The organism is Kitasatospora sp. CB01950 (genome assembly GCF_001905465.1).
Lineage (GTDB): Bacteria > Actinomycetota > Actinomycetes > Streptomycetales > Streptomycetaceae > Kitasatospora.
The window spans coordinates 171,379-191,136 of record NZ_LISX01000005.1 but is presented as its reverse complement, the minus strand read 5'-3'; the positions used below and the strand labels follow the sequence as shown (position 1 = coordinate 191,136).

Genomic DNA, 19,758 nt, shown 5'->3' with positions numbered 1-19,758 from the left:
GCGTGTTCGGCGTGACCGGCGCATGGCGCGCACGCCACGGCGCGCACGCCACGGCGCACACGGCACGGCGCGCACGACACAGGGCGCACGACGCGTGGGCCGTGGTCGTGGGCCGGTGGTCGTGGGCCGCGCAGGTCGCGTGGGTCGTGTGGGACGCGTAGGGCGTAACACGGGCGTAAAGAGCAGAGGTGAGACTGTCCCCATGGGCAAGCAGCAGGAGTTCGTGCTTCGCGCACTCGAAGAGCGTGACATCCGGTTCGTCCGGCTGTGGTTCACCGACGTCCTCGGTTTCCTCAAGTCGGTGGCGGTCGCCCCCGCGGAACTGGAGCAGGCCTTCGAGGAGGGCATCGGCTTCGACGGGTCCGCGATCGAGGGATTCGCCCGGGTGTACGAGTCCGACATGATCGCCAAGCCGGACCCGACCACGTTCCAGATACTGCCGTGGCGCTCCGAGAACCCCGGCACCGCCCGGATGTTCTGCGACATTCTGATGCCCGACGGCTCCCCGTCCTACGCCGACCCGCGCTACGTCCTCAAGCGCACCCTGGAGAAGGCCTCCGACCAGGGGTTCACCTTCTACACCCACCCCGAGATCGAGTTCTTCCTGCTCAAGGACCTCCCCGGCGACGGCACCCCGCCCACCCCCGCCGACCAGTCCGGCTACTTCGACCACACCCCGCGCGGCATCGGCCACGACTTCCGCCGCCAGGCCATCACCATGCTCGAATCCATGGGCATCTCGGTCGAGTTCAGCCACCACGAGGGCGCCCCCGGCCAGCAGGAGATCGACCTGCGCTACGCCGACGCGCTCTCCACCGCCGACAACATCATGACCTTCCGCCTGGTCATGAAGGAGGTCGCCCTCGAACAGGGCGTCCACGCCAGCTTCATGCCCAAGCCGTTCTCCAACTTCCCCGGCTCCGGCATGCACACCCACGTCTCCCTCTTCGAGGGCGACCGCAACGCGTTCCACGAGTCCGGCGCCGAGTACCAGCTCTCCAAGGTCGGCCGCTCCTTCATCGCCGGCCTGCTCAAGTACGCCGCCGAGACCGCCGCCGTCACCAACCAGTGGGTCAACTCCTACAAGCGCATCTGGGGCGGCTCCCAGCGCACCGCCGGCGCCGGAGGCGAAGCCCCCTCCTACATCTGCTGGGGCCACAACAACCGCTCCGCCCTCATCCGCGTCCCCATGTACAAGCCCGGCAAGCAGGGCTCCACCCGCATCGAGGTCCGCTCCCTCGACACCGGCTGCAACCCCTACCTCGCCTACGCCGTCACCCTCGCCGCCGGCCTCAAGGGCATCGAGGACAACCTCGAACTCCCCCCGGGCGCCGACGACGACGTCTGGGCCCTCACCGACGCCGAACGCCGCGCCCTCGGCATCCAGCCCATGCCCCAGAACCTCGGCGAAGCGATCGACCTCATGCAGCGCAGCGAACTCGTCGCCGAAACCCTGGGCGAGCACGTCTTCGACTTCTTCCTCCGCAACAAGCGCCAGGAGTGGGAGGAGTACCGCTCCGAGGTCACCCCGTTCGAACTGAAGAAGATCCTCCAGGTGCTGTAGCCCTCGGTTCCGGCTCGGTCCCGAGCGAGTTCGAGGCCCCGGTCCGGCGACATTCTGCCCGGGCCGGGGCCTCGCTCTTCCCTGGTACCCGCCGTCGGCTCACGCCTCTTGCTTGTGGTCGACGGTGATTCGGCAGGCGAGCAGTCGGATGATCGAATAGGTGCGGGGATCTGGGATCACACGGCGGACTGCTGGGAGAACGGCTCCAGGGAGGGCATCGGGATAGTGGCCTCCATGGGCGCCAGGCCCAGCGTGTCCATGACGGCCCGGGCCGCCTGACGCCCCGGCGCGCGGGTCGTGCTGATCTTGTCGCCGTTGATGATGCTGCCCTGCCACATGTCGGCGTCACGTCGCCAGTCGATCTTGGTTGCGAGCTCGACGTACTTCGCGGCCCGCCAGGCGGGGTTGGGGTTCTTCTCGATCTCGTATGCGACGTGACCGATGATGACCAGGCCGGTGGCGGTCATGTTGACATAGTGCCGACGGTAGTCAACAACCTGGTTGGCGACGCCCCCACTGGTGGGGAGCATGGCAATGGAGCGCCACGGGGTCATGTTCTCGGTGAGGACGGACATCATGGCCAGTGTGCGGGCGATGAAGCCGTCCTGCTTGTCGGTGGTCCCGATGACCTGGAGGCTCCGTGCAGGGATGCTGGCCTCGCTCAACGCGTAGTCATGGAACAGGAGTTCCTTCACCATGCCGCGAACCTGATTCAGCAGGAAGATGGCAGGCGAGAACTTGGACAGGCTCTTGGAGGTCTCGTCAATGCGCCCCTTGAAGAGGTCGGAGCCGTCCACGATCTTGGTGAGCACTCGGTTCAGAGGCTCGCGAGTGTTGTAAGCGGCCAACAGGCTGGCGGGAATCTGCTTGGTCTGCGCCGCGTCGGCGAAATCCTGGTGGATACGGGCCACGTCCGGCTCGACGACGATGACGGCGGAGATGCTGTCGGACATGAACGACGTGTTGCCGTCGGCCACCTCCTCCCCGCGCTTGCCGATAGCGGCCAGCCGGTGCTGGCCGTCGGTCACAGAGAACCGCGTCTCGTCGCCGATGACCACGAATCCAGCGGTCATGGCAAAGTTCCCGCGGGGAATGTGAATCGCCGGCACGGCGCGGACGTTCAACGTGACCGCCGGAAGGATGTAGTCCTTCTCGTTGTCGGCCAGGTACTTGGTGATGGAGCGGACGTGGCCGGCATCAATCGGGCGGTTGGTCGCAGTGCGGGGGTTGCCGCCCTTCACCGCGGCGTCGGAGACGACGTGCTTGACCAGGAAGGCGTATGAGAAGGCGGTGGTGAGCATCAGCCGTCCGCCCTGCTGGAAGACGACGCAGGTGAAGACGCGCCCGCCGGAGGCGGTGGCAGCCTCGCTGGCTGCGGCCTGAGCGGCGGTCAAGGAGTCGTGCTGAGTGAGGCCGAGTTCCGCAAAGAACACAGGGGCTCCTTGTTGTGGGCGGTGTTTGACCGGACACATCATTTCTGATTTGGCGTCAGAACCTAGCAGCAGCAACGTAGTACGTTCAAATGACCACGTAGGCCGCCTACTTACCTGCATGGTGCTCGCGAGACAAGGTGCTCGGGCGGGGAGAACCTTGGATCGAGCTGTGGTCGACCTGGGCCGACGTCGCGTCATGGGCGGGGTTCCGGGGTGGGGGGAACGTACGCTTCGGGGACGGGCGAGGTGCTTGGGAGGCGGAGCGGTGGAGGAGCGGGCCGGGAGTCGGGTGAGTCGGTTGGAGACTCGGCTGGTGCGGCGGGGGTTCTCCGATCCGGATCAGGCGGTGCGGCTGTTGGAGGAGCCGGAGTTGCAGGGGCTCGCCGCGGATCCGGTGCTGTTGGACGCGTTGGGGGCGGCGGCGGATCCGGACGAGGCGCTGTTCGGGTTGGCGCGGTTGCTGGAGGCGCTGGATCCGCACGAGCGGCACACCTTGCGGGACACGCTGACCACGTCGAAGCCGTTGCGGGACAGGCTGCTCGGGGTGCTGGGGGCGTCGGCCGCGCTCGGTGACCACCTGGCCCGGCATCCGCGGGACTGGCACACGCTGGTCAGTTTCGAGTTGCGCGACATCCACCCCGGGCGCGGGGACTTCCTCGGCGAGCTGGCCCGTCGCGTGCAGGCGGGCGACGGCGAGGAGGACGCGCTGCGGGCCGCGTACCGGCGGTGTCTGCTGGCGATCGCGGCGCGGGACCTGTCCGGGACGACGGACCTGCCGCAGGCGGCGGCCGAGCTGGCCGACCTGGCGGGGGCCACCCTGCAGACCGCGCTGGACCTGGCCGCCGCGGCGGATCCGGAGGCGGCCGAGGCGTGCCGGCTGGCAGTGATCGGGATGGGCAAGTGCGGCGGCCGGGAGCTCAACTACGTCTCCGACGTGGACGTGATCTTCGTGGCGGAGCCGCGCGAGGGGGTGGACGAGCAGCGGGCGTTGCAGGCCGCGACCCGGCTGGCGTCGCGGCTGATGCGGCTGTGCTCGGACACCACCGGCGAGGGCGTGATCTGGCCGGTGGACGCCAACCTGCGGCCGGAGGGCCGGAACGGCCCGCTGGTGCGGACCTTGGCCAGCCACCTCGCGTACTACCGGCGGTGGGCGAAGACCTGGGAGTTCCAGGCGCTGCTGAAGGCCCGCCCGGTGGCCGGCGACGCCGAGCTCGGGCGGGCGTACACCGAGGCCGTGGCACCGCTGGTGTGGCAGGCCGCCGCGCGGGAGCACTTCGTCGCGGACGTCCAGCAGATGCGCCGCCGGGTGGTGGACGCGATCCCGGCGGGCGAGTTGGAACGGCAGCTGAAACTCGGCCCGGGCGGGCTGCGGGACGTCGAGTTCGCCGTCCAACTGCTGCAACTCGTGCACGGCCGGACGGACGAGGGCCTGCGCAGCGGCAACACGCTGGAAGCGCTTTCCGCGCTGTCCGCCGGGGGCTACGTGGGCCGCGCCGACGCCGCCGCGCTGGACGGCGCGTACCGCTTCCTGCGGACCCTCGAACACCGCATCCAGCTGCACCGGCTGCGCCGTACCCACCTGATGCCCACCGACCCCGCCGACCTGCGCCGGCTCGCCCGCAGCATGGCCCCGCTGATCAACGGGGAACCCGGGGTCGACCCGGTCGCCGCGCTGCAACGCGAGTGGAAGCGGCACACCATGGAGGTGCGCCGGCTGCACGAGCGGCTGTTCTACCGTCCGCTGCTGGACGCCGTCGCCGAACTGCCGGTCGCCGAACTCCGGGTCACCCGCACCGGCGCGGCCGGACTCACCGCCGAGGCCGCCCGCCAACGCCTCGCCGCGCTCGGCTACGCCGACCCGGCCGCCGCACTGCGGCACATCTCCGCGCTCGCGTCCGGCGTCAGCCGCAAGGCCGCCATCCAGCGCACCCTGCTGCCGGTGCTGCTCGGCTGGTTCGCCGACTCCGCGGACCCGGACGCCGGCCTGCTCAACTTCCGGCAGGTCTCGGACGCGCTCGGCGCCACCCCCTGGTACCTGCGGCTGCTGCGCGACGAGGGCGCGGCCGCCGAGCAGCTGGCCCGCGTCCTGTCGGCCGGGCGGCTCGCCCCCGACCTGCTGCTGCGCGCGCCCGAGGCCGTCGCCATGCTCGGCGACTCCACCGGACTGGCGCCGCGCAGCCGGGCCGCGCTCGAATCGGAGATCCTCGCCGCGGTCGGACGCGCCGACGGCCCGGCGGCCGGGGTGGCGGCGGCACGGTCGGTACGCCGCCGCGAACTGTTCCGCACCGCCGCCGCCGACCTGCTCGGACGCCTCGACGACGACCCCGCGCAGGCCCTGGACGTCACCGGCGAGGCGCTCACCTCGATCACCGCCGCCACCCTGCAGGGCGCGCTGCGCGCCGCCGTCAACGGCTGGGAGGCCCGCAACGGCGAACTGCCCACCCGGATCGCGGTCATCGGCATGGGGCGGTTCGGCGGCCACGAACTGGGCTACGGCTCCGATGCGGACGTGCTGTTCGTCCACGAGCCGCGGTTGGGCGTGCTGGACGAGGACGCGGCGGGCGCGGCGAAGGCCGTGATCGGGGAACTGCGGACGCTGCTCGCCGCGCCCTCGGTCGAACCGCCGCTGGAGGTCGACGCGGACCTGCGGCCGGAGGGCCGGAACGGGCCGCTGGTGCGGACCCTCGCCTCGTACGCCGGGTACTACGCGCGCTGGTCGCACGCCTGGGAGAGCCAGGCGCTGCTCCGGGCCGAGGCGATGGCCGGCGACGTCGAGCTGGGGGCACGGTTCAGGGAGCTCATCGATCCGCTGCGGTACCCCGGGGCGGGGGTCTCGGAGCGCGACCTGACGGAGATCCGGCGGATCAAGGCCCGGATCGAGGCGGAGCGGCTCCCGCGAGGGGCCGACCCGACCACGCACACGAAGATCGGCCGGGGCGGGCTGGCGGACGTGGAGTGGACGGTGCAACTGCTGCAGCTGCAGCACGGCCACGAGGTGCCGGGGCTGCGCACGACGCGCACCAGGGCGGCGTTGGCGGCGGCGGCGGAAGCGGGGCTGGTGGAGCGGGAGGACGCGGAGGTACTGGACGCGGCCTGGGTGCTGGCCTCGCGGGTGCGGGCGGCGGTGATGCTGGTGCGGGGGCGGGCGGGGGACAGCTTTCCCGGCGACGCGAGGGAACTGGCGGGGGTGGCGCGGTACCTGGGGTACGGGGTCGGGCACTCGGGGGAGCTGGTCGACGAGTACCGCCGGACGACGCGGCGGGCCCGGCACGCGGTGGAGCGGCTGTTCTACGGGACGGAGTGAGGAGCGTACCGACAGGGCAGCGCGGACTGCGCGACAAGCGCCGACGGGTCCGTCAGGTCGCGATCACCGGCAGGTCACTGTCTGTGGCGCGATCTTGCGGTGGGGCGCGTTCCCCTTCGCGCAGTTCTCCCCCAGCCCCAGCGGGCCGGGAGGTACCCCCACGCGCCCCTGGCTGTGCTCGTGCTACGCCGAGACCTTGGTGTCCCAGGAGACCGGGACGGTCAGGGTGTGGTTCTGGGCGTCGTCGGGGTTGCGGGGGAGGCGGTAGACCCAGTTGTGGTAGATCAGCCGGGCCGCGACGAAGCCGACCAGGAGGCAGACCTCGCCGCCGACGGCGTCGAGCCAGAAGTGGTTGGCGGTGGAGATGATCACGCTGAGGGTGACCAGGGGGTAGGCCAGGCCGAGGGCGCGGACCCAGGTGCGGCGGGCGAGGAAGAAGATGGTCAGGCCGCACCACATGGACCAGCCGATGTGCATGGAGGGCATGGCCGCGAACTGGTTGGAGACCTGCGCGCCGGCGCCGGAGGCCATGGAGCCCCAGGTGTGGTGGACGGTGACGGTGTCGATGAAACCGGCGTCCATCAGGCGGGGCGGGGCGAGCGGGAAGAAGTAGAAGCCGACCAGGGCGATGCCGGTGGTGACGAACAGCACGGTGCGTGCGGCGGCGTAGCGACCGGGGTGGGAGCGGTAGAGCCAGACCAGTACGCCGATGGTGACGATGAAGTGCAGGGTGGCGTAGTAGTAGTTCATCCCGACGATCAGCCACGTGACCGAGTTCACGGCGTGGTTGATGGAGCGCTCGACGGCGATGCCGAGGGTGTGCTCGAAGTTCCAGACCCAGTCGGCGTGCTTGTGCGCGATCGAGGCCTGTTCGGGAACGGCGTTCCGGACCAGCGAGTACAGCCAGTAGCTGATGCCGATCAGGGCGAGTTCGAAGAACAGGTGGGGTCTGCGGGGGCTGCGGCGCTGGTCGCGCAGGCGGCCGCGCAGGCCGGTGGGTGACTGGGCGACGCGGGTGGCTCCGCCGGGCTGGTGGGCGATGTGGTCCGTGCCCGGGTCGGAACCGTCGCGCGCGCTCCGGTCGGCGCGTTCGGCGCCGGCAGCGTGGATCTCGGTCGGTTCCCCCATGGACGAGAAGTCTGCCAGACGAGGTGTGGCCGCTTGCTCATCCTCTGGTCGGGGATTCTTCACCGACTGTCCCCCTACGGGGGTAGGGGTCGGTCGGTTCTCGAGGCGCATGCGCTCCATTGTGGCGCGCGGGTTACCAGGGGTCGAACCGGGGTCTTGTTCGTACCCGGAGGCCGGTCGGAGGCCGGGCGGGGGGTGGTCGTGGGGCGGGTGGGCTCAGGTCACGACTCGGTACGACTCGCGCCCGGAAGGGCTTTCGCATCTTGCTGAAACATCTTGCAGGACGCTAGGTTCCACGCCACCCACCCTGCCCGAGCGCCCCAAGGGAGAGCCCTGTCGTGGCCGACGCCCAAGCCCGTTCCCCGCGCCGCACCACCCCGTACCGCCGTCCCGGACGGGCCTCCGTCCTGGTGGCGGCCTCGCTGATCGCCGCGACGCTGGGCGCCGTGCCGCTCGCGTCGGCCGCGCCCGTCGCGCCGGCCCCGCCGTCGGACGCGGCGCTGGCGGCGACCGCCGCCCGGCACGACCTGACCCGGGAGCAGTTCTACTTCGTGCTGCCCGACCGGTTCGCCAACGGCAGCATCGGCAACGACGTCGGAGCCAAACTTCCGGATGGCAGCACCGGCGGTCGGCTGGACAACGGCTTCGACCCGGCGGACAAGGGCTTCTACCATGGCGGCGACCTGTTGGGCCTGATCGACCGGCTCGACTACATCCAGGACCTCGGCACCACCGCGATCTGGATGGCGCCGATCTTCAAGAACAAGCCGGTGCAGGGCGCGGACGCCTCGGCCGGCTACCACGGCTACTGGATCACCGACTTCACCCAGGTCGACCCGCACTTCGGCACCAACGAGCAGCTCAAGGAGCTGATCGACAAGGCGCACCGGCGCGGCATCAAGGTCTTCTTCGACGTCATCACCAACCACACCGCGGACGTCATCGACTACGCGGAGGGCACCTACGACTACCGTTCGGCCGGCGCGTACCCGACGCTGGACGCGGACGGCAATCCGGTGGACGAGACGGCGGTGGCCGACGCGCGGGCGCAGTGGCCGAGCGTGTCGAAGGACTCCTTCCCCTACACCCCGGTGTTCCGGAGCCCGGCGGACGCGAAGGCGAAGACCCCGTCCTGGCTGAACGACCCGGCGCTGTACCACAACCGGGGCAATTCGACCTTCGTCGGCGAGTCCGCGACCGAGGGCGACTTCTCCGGCCTGGACGACCTGGACACGCAGAACCCGAAGGTCGTCGCGGGGATGGCGGACATCTACCGGAAGTGGGTGGCCGAGACCGGGGTGGACGGCTTCCGGATCGACACCGTGAAGCACGTGAACCTGGCGTTCTGGGAGCAGTGGGCGCCGGCGCTGAAGAAGTTCGCGGCACAGCAGGGCAACAAGAAGTTCTTCATGTTCGGCGAGGTGTACTCGGGCGACCCGGCGGTGACCTCGCCGTACGTCACCAAGGGCAAGCTGCAGGCGACGCTGGACTTCGCGTTCCAGGAGGCGGCACGGAAGTACGTGTCGCAGAACGGTTCGGCGAAGGCGCTGAGCGAGCTGTACGCGCAGGACTACCGGTACACCACGGCCGACACCGACGCGTACGAGCTGCCGACCTTCCTCGGCAACCACGACATGGGCCGGTTCGGGTCGTTCCTGCGGAGCGACAACCCGGGGGCGTCGGACCAGGCGCTGCTGGCCAAGGACCGGCTGGCCAACGAGCTGCAGTTCCTGACCCGCGGGCAGCCGGTGGTGTACTACGGCGACGAGCAGGGCTTCACCGGCGCGGGCGGCGACAAGGACGCCCGGCAGGACATGTTCGCCTCGAAGACCGACTCGTACAACAGCGACCCGGTGATCGGCGGGGCGTCCGGTTCGATGGACCGGTACGGCAAGGACGGCGCCCTGTACCAGGGGATCGCCGGGCTGGCGAAGCTGCGCAAGGACCACCCGGCGCTGGCCGACGGCGCGCAGGTGGAGCGGTACGCGGCGGACGGGCCGGGCGTGTACGCGTTCTCCCGGATCGACGCCAAGGACCAGGTGGAGTACCTGGTGGCGGTGAACAACGCGGCCGGGGCGAAGACCGTCACGCTGGACACCTTCTCGGCGGGCATGGACTTCGCCGGCCTGTACGGGTTCCAGGGCAAGGCCACCAGCGGCGCGGACGGCAAGGTGACGGTGACGGTGCCGGCGATGTCCTCGCTGGTGCTGAAGGCGAAGCACAGGCTTGCCAAGCCGGCGGCGGGCCCGTCGATCACGGTGAACGCACCGGCCGACGGCTCGTACGGGACGGTGGCGCTCGGGGCGAGCGTGCCCGGCGGCGGTTTCGACCGGGTGACGTTCGCCGCGCAGGTCGGCAACGGGCCGTGGCAGACGCTGGGCACCGCCGACAACGGGGTGTACCGCGTCACGCAGAACCTGGACGGGGTCGCGCCGGGCACGGTGGTGCGGTTCAAGGCCGTGGTGCAGGACCCGGCGGGCCGACTGGCCTCCACCAGTGGGCAGTTCACCACCGGGCAGCAGGCGCCGACGCCCGCGCCGAGCGCCGTGACGCGGCCGTACGCGGTGGTGCACTACCAGCGGCGGGACGGCAACTACGACGGCTGGAACCTGTACACCTGGGGCGACATCGCCGACGGCGAGGGCACCACCTGGCCGGACGGGCACGGCTTCGTCGGGCGGGACGCGTACGGCGCGTTCGCGTACGTGAAGCTGAAGGGCGGGGCGTCCGACGTCGGGTTCGTGGTGGAGAAGAACGGCGCCAAGGACGTCGAGCAGGACCGGCACATCGACATCTCCGCCACCGGCGAGGTGTGGATCAAGGAGGGCGACCCGGCCGTCCGCACCGCGAACCCGGACGGGGCGCAGCCGGTGCCGGAGGGCAAGGCGGTCATCCACTACCGGCGCGCGGACGGCAACTACGACGGCTGGGGCCTGCACGACTGGACCGGCGCGGCCACCCCGACCGACTGGGGCAACCCGCTGATGCCGGCCCGCAAGGACGCGTTCGGCGCGGTGTTCGAGGTGCCGCTGGCCGAGGGCGCGACCAGCCTGAGCTACATCATCCACAACGGCAACGACAAGGACCTGCCGCAGGACCAGTCGCTGAACTTCGCCACCTCCGGCCGCGAGGTGTGGGTCATCGGCGGCCAGGAGGGCTACCTGCTGCCGCAGACCGCCGGCGCCTCCTCGCAGCTCGACCTGGGCTCCGCGAAGGCCCAGTGGATCGACGCGAAGACCGTCGTGGTGCCCGCCAACTACGGTGCGGCGGACGCCCAGTTGAAGGGCGGCACCAGCGCCCAGCTGATCTACGACCCGGCCGGCGGGCTGAGCGTCGAGCAGGGCGTGCTGTCCAAGCCCGGCCACTGGATCCGGCTCACCCCGGCGGCCGGCCTGACGGACGCCCAGAAGGCGAAGTTCCCGCACCTGGCGGGCTACCGGGCGTTCACCGTCGACGCGCGCGACACCGGCCGGGTCACCGACGCGCTGCGCAGCCAGCTGGTCTTCGCCGAGCACCTGCCGAACGGCGCGGCACTGGCCGCCACCGGCGTGCAGATCCCCGGCGTCCTCGACGACCTGTACGCGGGGAAGGCCGCCAAGGCCCAACTCGGCCCGGTGTACACGGGCCCGGGCCGGGGCAACGGCAGCAACCGCCAGGTGACGCTCTCGCTGTGGGCGCCGACCGCGACCGAGGTGGCGGTGCAGCTGTTCGACCGGGCGAGCGGCGGCACGCCGAAGACCGTGCCGCTGAAGCGTGACGAGGCGTCCGGCGTGTGGTCGCTGACCAAGGACGCCAAGGAGCTGGACGGCAAGTACTACCTGTACCAGGTCAAGGTGTGGGCGCCCAGCGTGCAGAAGACGGTCACCAACACCGTCACCGACCCCTACTCGACGGCGCTGGCCGCCGACTCGAAGCGCAGCCTGGTCGCCGACCTGTCGGCCGCCGCGACCAAGCCCAAGGGCTGGGACCAGCACCGCAGCCCGGCGGCGATACCGGCCGTCAAGCAGCAGATCCAGGAACTGCACGTGCGGGACTTCTCGGCCGCCGACGCCACCGTGCCGGCCGACGAGCGCGGCACCTACCTGGCGTTCACGCAGTCGAAGTCCGCGGGCATGCGGCACCTCGAGGAGCTCGCCGCGGCCGGGGTGACGACCATTCACCTGCTGCCGACCTTCGACATCGCCACCATCCGGGAGAACCGGGCCGACCAGAAGCTCCCCGCCTGCGACCTGGCCGCGCTGCCCGCCGATTCGAGCAAGCAGCAGGAGTGCGTGGCGGCGGTGCAGGCCGACGACGCCTACAACTGGGGCTACGACCCGCTGCACTACACCGTCCCCGAGGGCTCGTACGCGACGGATCCGAACGGGACGGCGCGGACCGTGCAGTTCCGCGAGATGGTGCAGGCGATGCACGACGCGGGCCTGCGGGTGGTGCTCGACGTGGTGTACAACCACACCGCGGCGGCCGGGCAGGACGAGCACTCGGTGCTCGACAAGGTCGTCCCCGGCTACTACCAGCGCCTCAGTGACAGCGGCAAGGTCACCGCCGACTCGTGCTGCGCCGACACCGCGCCCGAGCACGCCATGATGAACAAGCTGATCGTGGACTCGGTGGTCACCTGGGCCCGGCAGTACCGGGTGGACGGCTTCCGGTTCGACCTGATGGGCCTGGACCCGAAGTCGACCATGCTGGACGTGCAGTCGGCGCTCGGCACGCTCACCCCGCAGAAGGACGGCGTGGACGGGAAGAACGTCTTCCTGTACGGCGAGGGCTGGAACTTCGGCACCGTCGCCAACGACGCCCGGTTCGTCCAGGCCACCCAGCTCAACATGGCCGGCACCGGCATCGCGACCTTCAACGACCGGATCCGGGACGCCGGCCGCGGCGGCAACTTCATGCTGTCCTCGGCGCCGCAGCAGGGCTTCGCCTCCGGCCTGTTCACCGACCCGAACGGCTCGGCCGACAACGGCAGTCCGGCGGAGCAGAAGGCCCGGCTGCTGCACGAGATGGACCAGATCAAGGTCGGCCTGACCGGCAACCTGGCCGGCTACGTGTTCACCGACTCCGACGGAAAGTCCGTCACCGGCAAGGGAGTCGACTACAACGGCTCGCCGACCGGCTACGCGGCGAACCCGGGCGAGGCGGTGGAGTACCTGGACGCGCACGACAACGCCGACCTGTACGACGCGCTGGCGTTCAAGCTGCCGCAGGGCACCTCGCCCGCCGACCGGGCCCGGATGCAGGCGCTGGGGCTGTCGCTGACCGCCCTGAGCCAGGGCCCGGGCTTCGCCCAGGCCGGCAGCGACCTGCTGCGCTCCAAGTCGCTGGACGCCAACTCCTTCGACTCCGGCGACTGGTTCAACGCCATCAACTGGGACTGCACGCTGGGCAACGGCTGGGGCCGCGGCCTGCCGATGGCGGCCGACAACCAGGAGATGTGGGCCCGCGACAAGCAGCTGCTGGCCGACCCGAAGCTGCGCATGGGCTGCAACGAGACGGGTGCCAGCACCGCCCTCTACCAGCAGTTCCTGAGGATCCGTCAGTCCTCGCCGCTGTTCGCGCTGTCGAGCGCCGCGGAGGTGCAGCGCCGGCTGTCCTTCCCGCTGTCCGGCACCGCGGGCGAGAACCCGGGTGTGATCACCATGCACCTGGACGGCACCGGGCTGAAGGGCGCCGAGAAGGGCCTCACGGTGGTCTTCAACGCCACCCCGACCGCCCGGGCCCAGACCGTCACGGGACTGCGCGGCACCGAGCAGACGCTGCATCAAGTGCAGGTCAGGGGCGGCGATCCGGTGGTTCGGCAGGCAGCATTCGACCCGGCCACGGGCACCTTCACGGTCCCGGGCCGGACGGTCGCGGTGTTCGTCCAGAAGTAATGGTTCCCCGTCGGTAACAGGGGTCCTACCTCCGGGTGGGACCCCGTGGCGGGTTGGCCGAAAAGCATCGCTATGATCTTCGCTGCCGCGGGGGTCTCCCCGGCGGCGTCCCAAATGCCGGACCATGGGGGGGTCTTGGGCCGCTTGTAGGGCGGTCATAAATGAGTCAATCCGTGGCATGCATCTGTCATTCATGGGGTGTTTGCTGCCACGATTCCCCTCGCTGCGAAGACAGGTAGCCCCAACTCCCTGCCGGTGGAGCCTTCCCCAGGCCACTGGCAGCCGCAGCAACGCTGCACCGCGTACGTGCACCGCACCCCGAGCCGCTACCGGCGGCTGGGGCCCCCGCTGCGCCGCAACCGCGGCCAGATTCTCTCCACCGCTCGTGACCCCGCGACGGTCGGTAAAGGAGTCTGTATGTCTCGCTACACGCATGCCCGCGTGAGCATGGCCGCCCTGGCGGCCACCACCGCCCTGCTCGTGACCGCGATCCCGGTCGCGGTGGCCCAGGCCGCCCCCGCGGGCCCGTCCGCGGCGGCGCAGGTCGCCGGCCAGCAGGCGGCCGCCGGGCGCGCTCAGCTCATCTCGGACGCGGGTTCCCGTGCCGTCCAGACCGCGCAGGGCCTGGGCCTGGGCTCGGCCGAGAAGCTGGTGGTCAAGGACGCCAGCAAGGACGCCGACGGAACCCAGCACATCCGTTACGAGCGCACCTACAACGGACTCCCCGTCCTCGGTGGCGACATGGTCGTCCACCAGGCCGCGAACGGCTCCACCAAGGGCGTCGACCGGGCTTCCTCGGCTTCGCTGAACGGCCTGTCCACCACGCCGAAGCTGGCCGCCGCCAAGGGCCAGGCGACCGCGCTGTCCGCCGAGTCCAACTCCTCGGTGGAGACCGCGCCCCGCCTGGTGGTCTGGGCCTCGGACAACAACCCGCGCCTGGCCTGGGAGACCGTCGTCTCCGGCGTCCAGAAGGACGGCACCCCGAGCAAGCTGCACGTGCTCACCGATGCCACCAGCGGCGACGTCATCCAGAAGTGGGAAGGCATCGAGACCGGCACCGGCACCGGCGTCTTCGTCGGCAACGTCACCATCGGCACCTCGCTGTCCGGTTCGACGTACCAGATGAAGGACACCACCCGCGGTGGGATGTACACCACCAACATGAGCAACGGGACCAGCGGCAACGGCACCCTGTTCACCAAGTCCACCGACACCTGGGGCGACGGCACCGCCGCCAACAAGGAGTCCGCGGCCGTCGACGCCCACTTCGGCGTCTCGAAGACCTGGGACTACTACAAGGACACCTTCGGCCGCAACGGCATCCGCAACGACGGTGTCGGCGCGTACAGCCGGGTCCACTACAGCAGCAACTACGTCAACGCGTTCTGGGACGACAGCTGCTTCTGCATGACCTACGGCGACGGCTCGGGCAACACCCACCCGCTGACCGAACTCGACGTCGCGGGCCACGAGATGACGCACGGCGTCACCTCCAACACGGCCGGCCTGAACTACTCGGGCGAGTCCGGCGGCCTGAACGAGTCCACCTCGGACGTGTTCGGCAACATGGTCGAGTGGTACGCCAACATCGCCAAGGACAACCCCGACTACCTGGTCGGCGAGCTGATCGACATCAACGGCAACGGCACGCCGCTGCGGTACATGGACCAGCCGTCGAAGGACGGGTCCTCGGCCGACTACTGGTCCTCCACGGTCGGCAACAAGGACGTCCACTACTCGTCCGGCGTCGGCAACCACGCCTTCTACCTGCTGTCCGAGGGCAGCGGCGCCAAGGTGGTCAACGGGGTCAGCTACAACTCGCCGACCTACAACAACATCCCGGTGACCGGCATCGGCCACGACAAGGCCGCCGCCATCTGGTACCGGGCGCTGACCACGTACTGGACCTCCACCACCAACTACGCGAACGCCCGGGCCGGCATGCTGTCCGCCGCCACGGACCTGTACGGCGCCAACTCGGCCGAGTACAACGCCACCGCGACCGCCTGGGCGGCCGTCAACGTCGGCTCGGTGCCCAGCACCGGCGGCCCGACCGTGACCAGCCCCGGCAACCAGACCACCGCGCTGAACGCCTCGGTCAACCTGCAGATCAACGCCACCGGTGGCACCGCGCCGCTGACCTACTCGGCGACCGGCCTGCCCACCGGCCTGACCATCAACGCCTCGACCGGCGCCATCACCGGCACCGCCACCGCGGCCGGCACCTACACCGTGACCGTCACGGCAAAGGACTCCGCCAACAAGACCGGCTCGGTGTCCTTCACCTGGACCGTCAGCGGCGGCGGTGGCGGCAGCTGCACCCCGGCCCAGCTGCTCGGCAACCCCGGCTTCGAGACCGGCACCGCCGCGCCGTGGACCACCAGCAGCGGTGTGGTCGACAACTCCTCCTCGCAGGCCGCGCACGGCGGTTCGTGGAAGGCGTGGATGGACGGCTACGGCTCCAGCCACACCGACTCGATCTCGCAGACCGTCGCCATCCCGTCGGGCTGCAAGGCGTCGCTGAGCTTCTGGCTGCACATCGACACCGCTGAGACCACCACCAGCACGGCGTACGACAAGATGACCGTCACGGTCAACGGCACCTCGGTCGCCACGTACTCCAACCTGGACAAGAACACCGGCTACGCCCAGAAGACGATCGACCTGTCGGCCTACGCCGGTCAGACCGTCACGGTGAAGTTCAACGCCGTCGAGGACGTCTCGCTGCAGACCTCCTTCGTGGTCGACGACACCGCGATCCAGACCAGCTGACACACCCTCAGTGACCGGTGCCCGGCAGCCGCTTCGGCTGCCGGGCACCGGCGCGTCCGCACTGTGTGACGGGCCGTCAATCATGCTTCTGCGGGCCGGAATCAAATGAGGTGCACCGGGTGGGGCGGGCGGGTTAGTGTCCCGGCATGTCCTTCTTCCACCAGATCTACGGCTGACGCGGCCGGGGCAGCGCCCCGAGCCTCGCGTCCCGCACGCCCCGACGTCCCCTTGCAGGGCCGCGCGTCGGCGGTGCGGTGTTCCCTTCTTTCCCGTGGACCGGAAGCAGGTGCATTCCCCATGACTCGTCGTGCCCATATCGCCATGATCGGCATCCCGGCCGTCAGCCACGTCCGCCCGAGCCTCGAAGTGATCCGCGAACTCGTCGCCCGCGGCCACCGGGTGACGTACGTCAACGACCCGTCGGTGGCCGAGCTGATCGCGCCCACGGGCGCCGAGCTCGTCCCGTGCCCGTCCACCCTGCCGGTCGCCGACCACGACTGGCCGGAGGACCCGATCGGCGCCATGCGGGTCTTCCTGGAGGACGCGATCGCGATGCTGCCCCGGCTGCACGCGCACTACGACGCCGACCCGGCCGACGTCTACCTGTACGACATCGGCGCGTACGCCGCCCGGGCGCTCGCCGAGGCGCAGGCGCGGCCGATCGTCCAGCTCTCGCCGACGCTGGTCGGCTGGGACGGCTACCAGGAGGAGATCGGCAGTCAGATCCGGCAACTTCCCGGCGCGGACGCCTACTTCGGGCTCTTCGCCGAGTGGCTGGCCGGCAGCGGCGCCACCACGGTGGACGTGGACGCGTTCTCCGGCAAGCCCGCCCGCGCCGTCGCGATGATCACCGAGGCGATGCAGCCGCACGCCGACCGGGTCGACCGCAAGGCGGTGGAGTTCGTCGGGCCGTGCTTCGACCTGCGGGCGGAGCAGGGCAGTTGGCAGCGCCCGGCCGGGGCCGAGAAGGTGCTGCTGGTGTCGCTCGGCTCGGCGTTCACCCGGCAGCCGGAGTTCTACCGGAACTGCCTGGCCGCCTTCGGTGACCGGCCCGGCTGGCACGTGGTCCTGCAGATCGGCAAGCACACCGACCCGGCGGAGCTGGGGGAGATCCCGGCCAACGTCGAGGTGCACTCCTGGGTGCCGCAGCGCGCGGTGCTCGACCGGGCCGACGCGTTCGTCACCCACGCGGGGATGGGCGGCTGCGGCGAAGGGCTGCTGGCGGGCGTGCCGATGATCGCGGTGCCGCAGGCCGCCGAGCAGTTCATGAACGCCGACCGCCTGGTCGAGCTCGGCGTGGCCCGCCGGCTGGACACCGCCGACGCCACGCCCGAGGCGCTCCGGTCGGCGCTCACCGAGCTGGTCGGGGACGCCCAGGTGGCCGACCGCCTGCGGGAGTTGAGCGCCCGCGCGAAGGGCGAGGGCGGCACCGCCCGCGCCTGTGACGTGATCGAGGAGCAGCTGGAGCGCTAACCGCTGTTCCCTTCTGCGCCGGTCCGCCGTTGACGAACTGTCAGCGGTGGTCCGGCGCTGCCGTTTTCCGGGCCCGGAACGGGCCGCAGCCTCCCTTGACGGTGGTGCGGGCCGACAATATGGTCATGCCAATGCAAGATTCCAGCAAGTTTCAACCCCCTTGCAGCGTCTTGCAGTAGTGACTCCCACCCCCTCCGCGCGGGCGGCCCCAACACCGCAGCCGTCGCGGCCCCCCACCCTGCCGCCTCCCGGCCGCGACCTGCGTCCGCGGGCCGGGCTCCCCCCCCCAGGAGTGCTCCCGTGCTCACCCCTGCCCCCACCCGCAGGAAGCGCGCCTTCGCCGCCTGCACCGCCCTCGCGGCGTTCGGCCTCTCGGCCGGCGCCGGGCTCTCGCTCGCGCCGACCGCCGCCGCCACCCCTGCCGGCAGCAAGGGCGTCACCGCCACCCTGTTCGAGTGGAAGTTCGACTCGGTGGCCAAGGCCTGCACCGACACCCTCGGCCCCAAGGGCTACGGCTTCGTCGAGGTCTCTCCGCCCCAGGAGCACATCCAGGGCGCCCAGTGGTGGACCTCCTACCAGCCCGTCAGCTACAAGATCGCCGGTCGGCTCGGCGACCGCACCGCGTTCAAGAACATGGTCACCACCTGCCACAACGCGGGCGTCAAGGTGCTCGCCGACTCGGTGATCAACCACATGAGCGCGGGCAGCGGCAGCGGCACCGGCGGCACCGTCTACACGAAGTACAACTACCCGGGCTACTACCAGGACCAGGACTTCCACAGCTGCCGGACGAGCATCAGCAACTACGGCGACCGCGGCAACGTCCAGAACTGCGAGCTGGCCGGCCTGTCCGACCTCAACACCGGCTCCGCGTACGTCCAGCAGACCATCGCCAACTACCTCGGCGACCTGCTCTCGCTCGGCGTGGACGGCTTCCGGATCGACGCCGCCAAGCACATGGCCGCGACCGACCTGGCCGCCATCAAGGCCAAGATGAGCAACCCCAACGCGTACTGGGTGCAGGAGGTCATCTACGGCGCGGGCGAGGCGGTCCAGCCCCCCGAGTACACCGGCACCGGCGACGTGGACGAGTTCCGCTCCGGGACGTGGCTGAAGAGCGCCTTCAACGGCGGCCGGATATCCGACCTGCAGAACTGGGGCGGCGGCCTGCTCGCCTCCGCCCAGGCGCGGACCTTCGTCGACAACTGGGACACCGAGCGCAACGGCTCCACCCTCACCTACAAGGACGGCTCGACCTACACGCTGGCCAACGTCTTCATGCTGGCCCACCCGTACGGCTCGCCGAACGTCTACTCCGGCTACGCGTTCAACAGCAACGACGACGGCCCGCCCAACGGAGGCTCCGTCACCGCCTGCTACCAGAACGGCTGGAACTGCGTCCACGCCTGGCGGCAGGTCGCCAACATGGTCGGCTTCCGCAACGCCGTGGCCGGGACCGCGATGACCAACTGGTGGTCCAACGGCAACAACGCGATCGCCTTCGGCCGCGGGACCAAGGGCTACGTGGCGATCAACCGGGAGACCTCGGCGATCACCCAGACCTTCCAGACCTCGCTGCCCGCCGGCCTCTACTGCGACGTCCAGCACGGCGACCCGAACGGCGGCAGCTGCTCCGGCCCGACCTACACCGTCGGCTCGGACGGAAAGTTCACCGCCTCGGTCGGCGCGGGCGACGCCGTCGCGCTGTACGTCGGCGCCGGCGCCGCGAGCACCGCGCCCGGCGCCTCGTTCGCGGTGAACGCCACCACCTCGTTCGGCCAGAACATCTACCTGGTCGGCGACGCGGCCGCGCTCGGCGGCTGGGACACCTCCAAGGCGCTGCTGCTGGACTCCGCCGCCTACCCGGTGTGGAAGCTCGACGTGGCACTGCCCGCCGGCACCGCGATCCAGTACAAGTACCTGCGCAAGGACGCGGCCGGAAACGTCACCTGGGAGAGCGGCGCCAACCGCACCGCCACCGTCCCGGCGAGCGGCAAGGTCACGCTGAACGACACCTGGCGCCCCTGACCCGGCGCCCGCGAGCGTGCAGCCCCCGCCGATCGGCGGGGGCTGCACCCGTCGTGCGGCGGGTTGTTCACCCCCGCGCAACCGGGGCCCCGGGCAGTACGTCATAGGATCTCGAACGGCCCAACAGCCGCACCCTCGTCGTGCGGCCGCGGCCCGTTCCCGGGGAGCGCCGGCCATCAG

Annotated in this window: 8 protein-coding genes; 6 read left to right on the top strand and 2 right to left on the bottom strand. The window is 70.5% G+C overall.

The genetic code is table 11. The features are described from left to right. Positions 1–202 precede the first annotated feature (202 nt). Positions 203–1,564, top strand: coding sequence for a type I glutamate--ammonia ligase (gene glnA / locus AMK19_RS15355; RefSeq protein ID WP_073812010.1), 1,362 nt, complete (start codon positions 203–205; stop codon positions 1,562–1,564). 176 nt (positions 1,565–1,740) lie between these two features. Here glnA and AMK19_RS15350 read toward each other — a convergent pair whose 3' ends face one another. Next, positions 1,741–2,997 (bottom strand): DNA sulfur modification protein DndB, encoded by a 1,257-nt coding sequence (locus AMK19_RS15350; protein WP_143200226.1) that lies wholly within the window; start codon positions 2,995–2,997, stop codon positions 1,741–1,743. Positions 2,998–3,262: 265 nt separating this feature from the next. On the opposite strand from AMK19_RS15350, the gene AMK19_RS15345 reads away from it, so the two are divergent. After that, complete coding sequence (locus AMK19_RS15345) at positions 3,263–6,301, top strand: bifunctional [glutamine synthetase] adenylyltransferase/[glutamine synthetase]-adenylyl-L-tyrosine phosphorylase (RefSeq protein ID WP_443135012.1); 3,039 nt, start codon at positions 3,263–3,265, stop codon at positions 6,299–6,301. Between the two features lie 183 nt (positions 6,302–6,484). Here AMK19_RS15345 and AMK19_RS15340 read toward each other — a convergent pair whose 3' ends face one another. Further along, on the bottom strand, positions 6,485–7,429 hold the full coding sequence (locus AMK19_RS15340) for a phosphatase PAP2 family protein (RefSeq protein WP_073812006.1): 945 nt from the start codon (positions 7,427–7,429) through the stop codon (positions 6,485–6,487). Positions 7,430–7,767: 338 nt separating this feature from the next. Between AMK19_RS15340 and pulA the strand changes: the two genes are divergently transcribed. From pulA to AMK19_RS15320, 4 genes are all read left to right on the top strand, one after another. Further along, entirely contained in the window at positions 7,768–13,305 is a 5,538-nt protein-coding gene (pulA, locus tag AMK19_RS15335; protein WP_073812005.1) for a pullulanase-type alpha-1,6-glucosidase, read from the top strand. Positions 13,306–13,722: 417 nt separating this feature from the next. Then, complete coding sequence (locus tag AMK19_RS15330; protein ID WP_073812004.1) at positions 13,723–16,077, top strand: M4 family metallopeptidase; 2,355 nt, start codon at positions 13,723–13,725, stop codon at positions 16,075–16,077. A 297-nt stretch (positions 16,078–16,374) separates the two neighbouring features. Further along, positions 16,375–17,550: a macrolide family glycosyltransferase gene (locus AMK19_RS15325; protein WP_073812002.1), complete on the top strand. Its 1,176-nt coding sequence runs from the start codon at positions 16,375–16,377 to the stop codon at positions 17,548–17,550. A gap of 300 nt (positions 17,551–17,850) precedes the next feature. After that, complete coding sequence (locus tag AMK19_RS15320) at positions 17,851–19,578, top strand: carbohydrate-binding module family 20 domain-containing protein (protein ID WP_073812000.1); 1,728 nt, start codon at positions 17,851–17,853, stop codon at positions 19,576–19,578. The last annotated feature ends 180 nt before the right edge of the window (positions 19,579–19,758 follow it).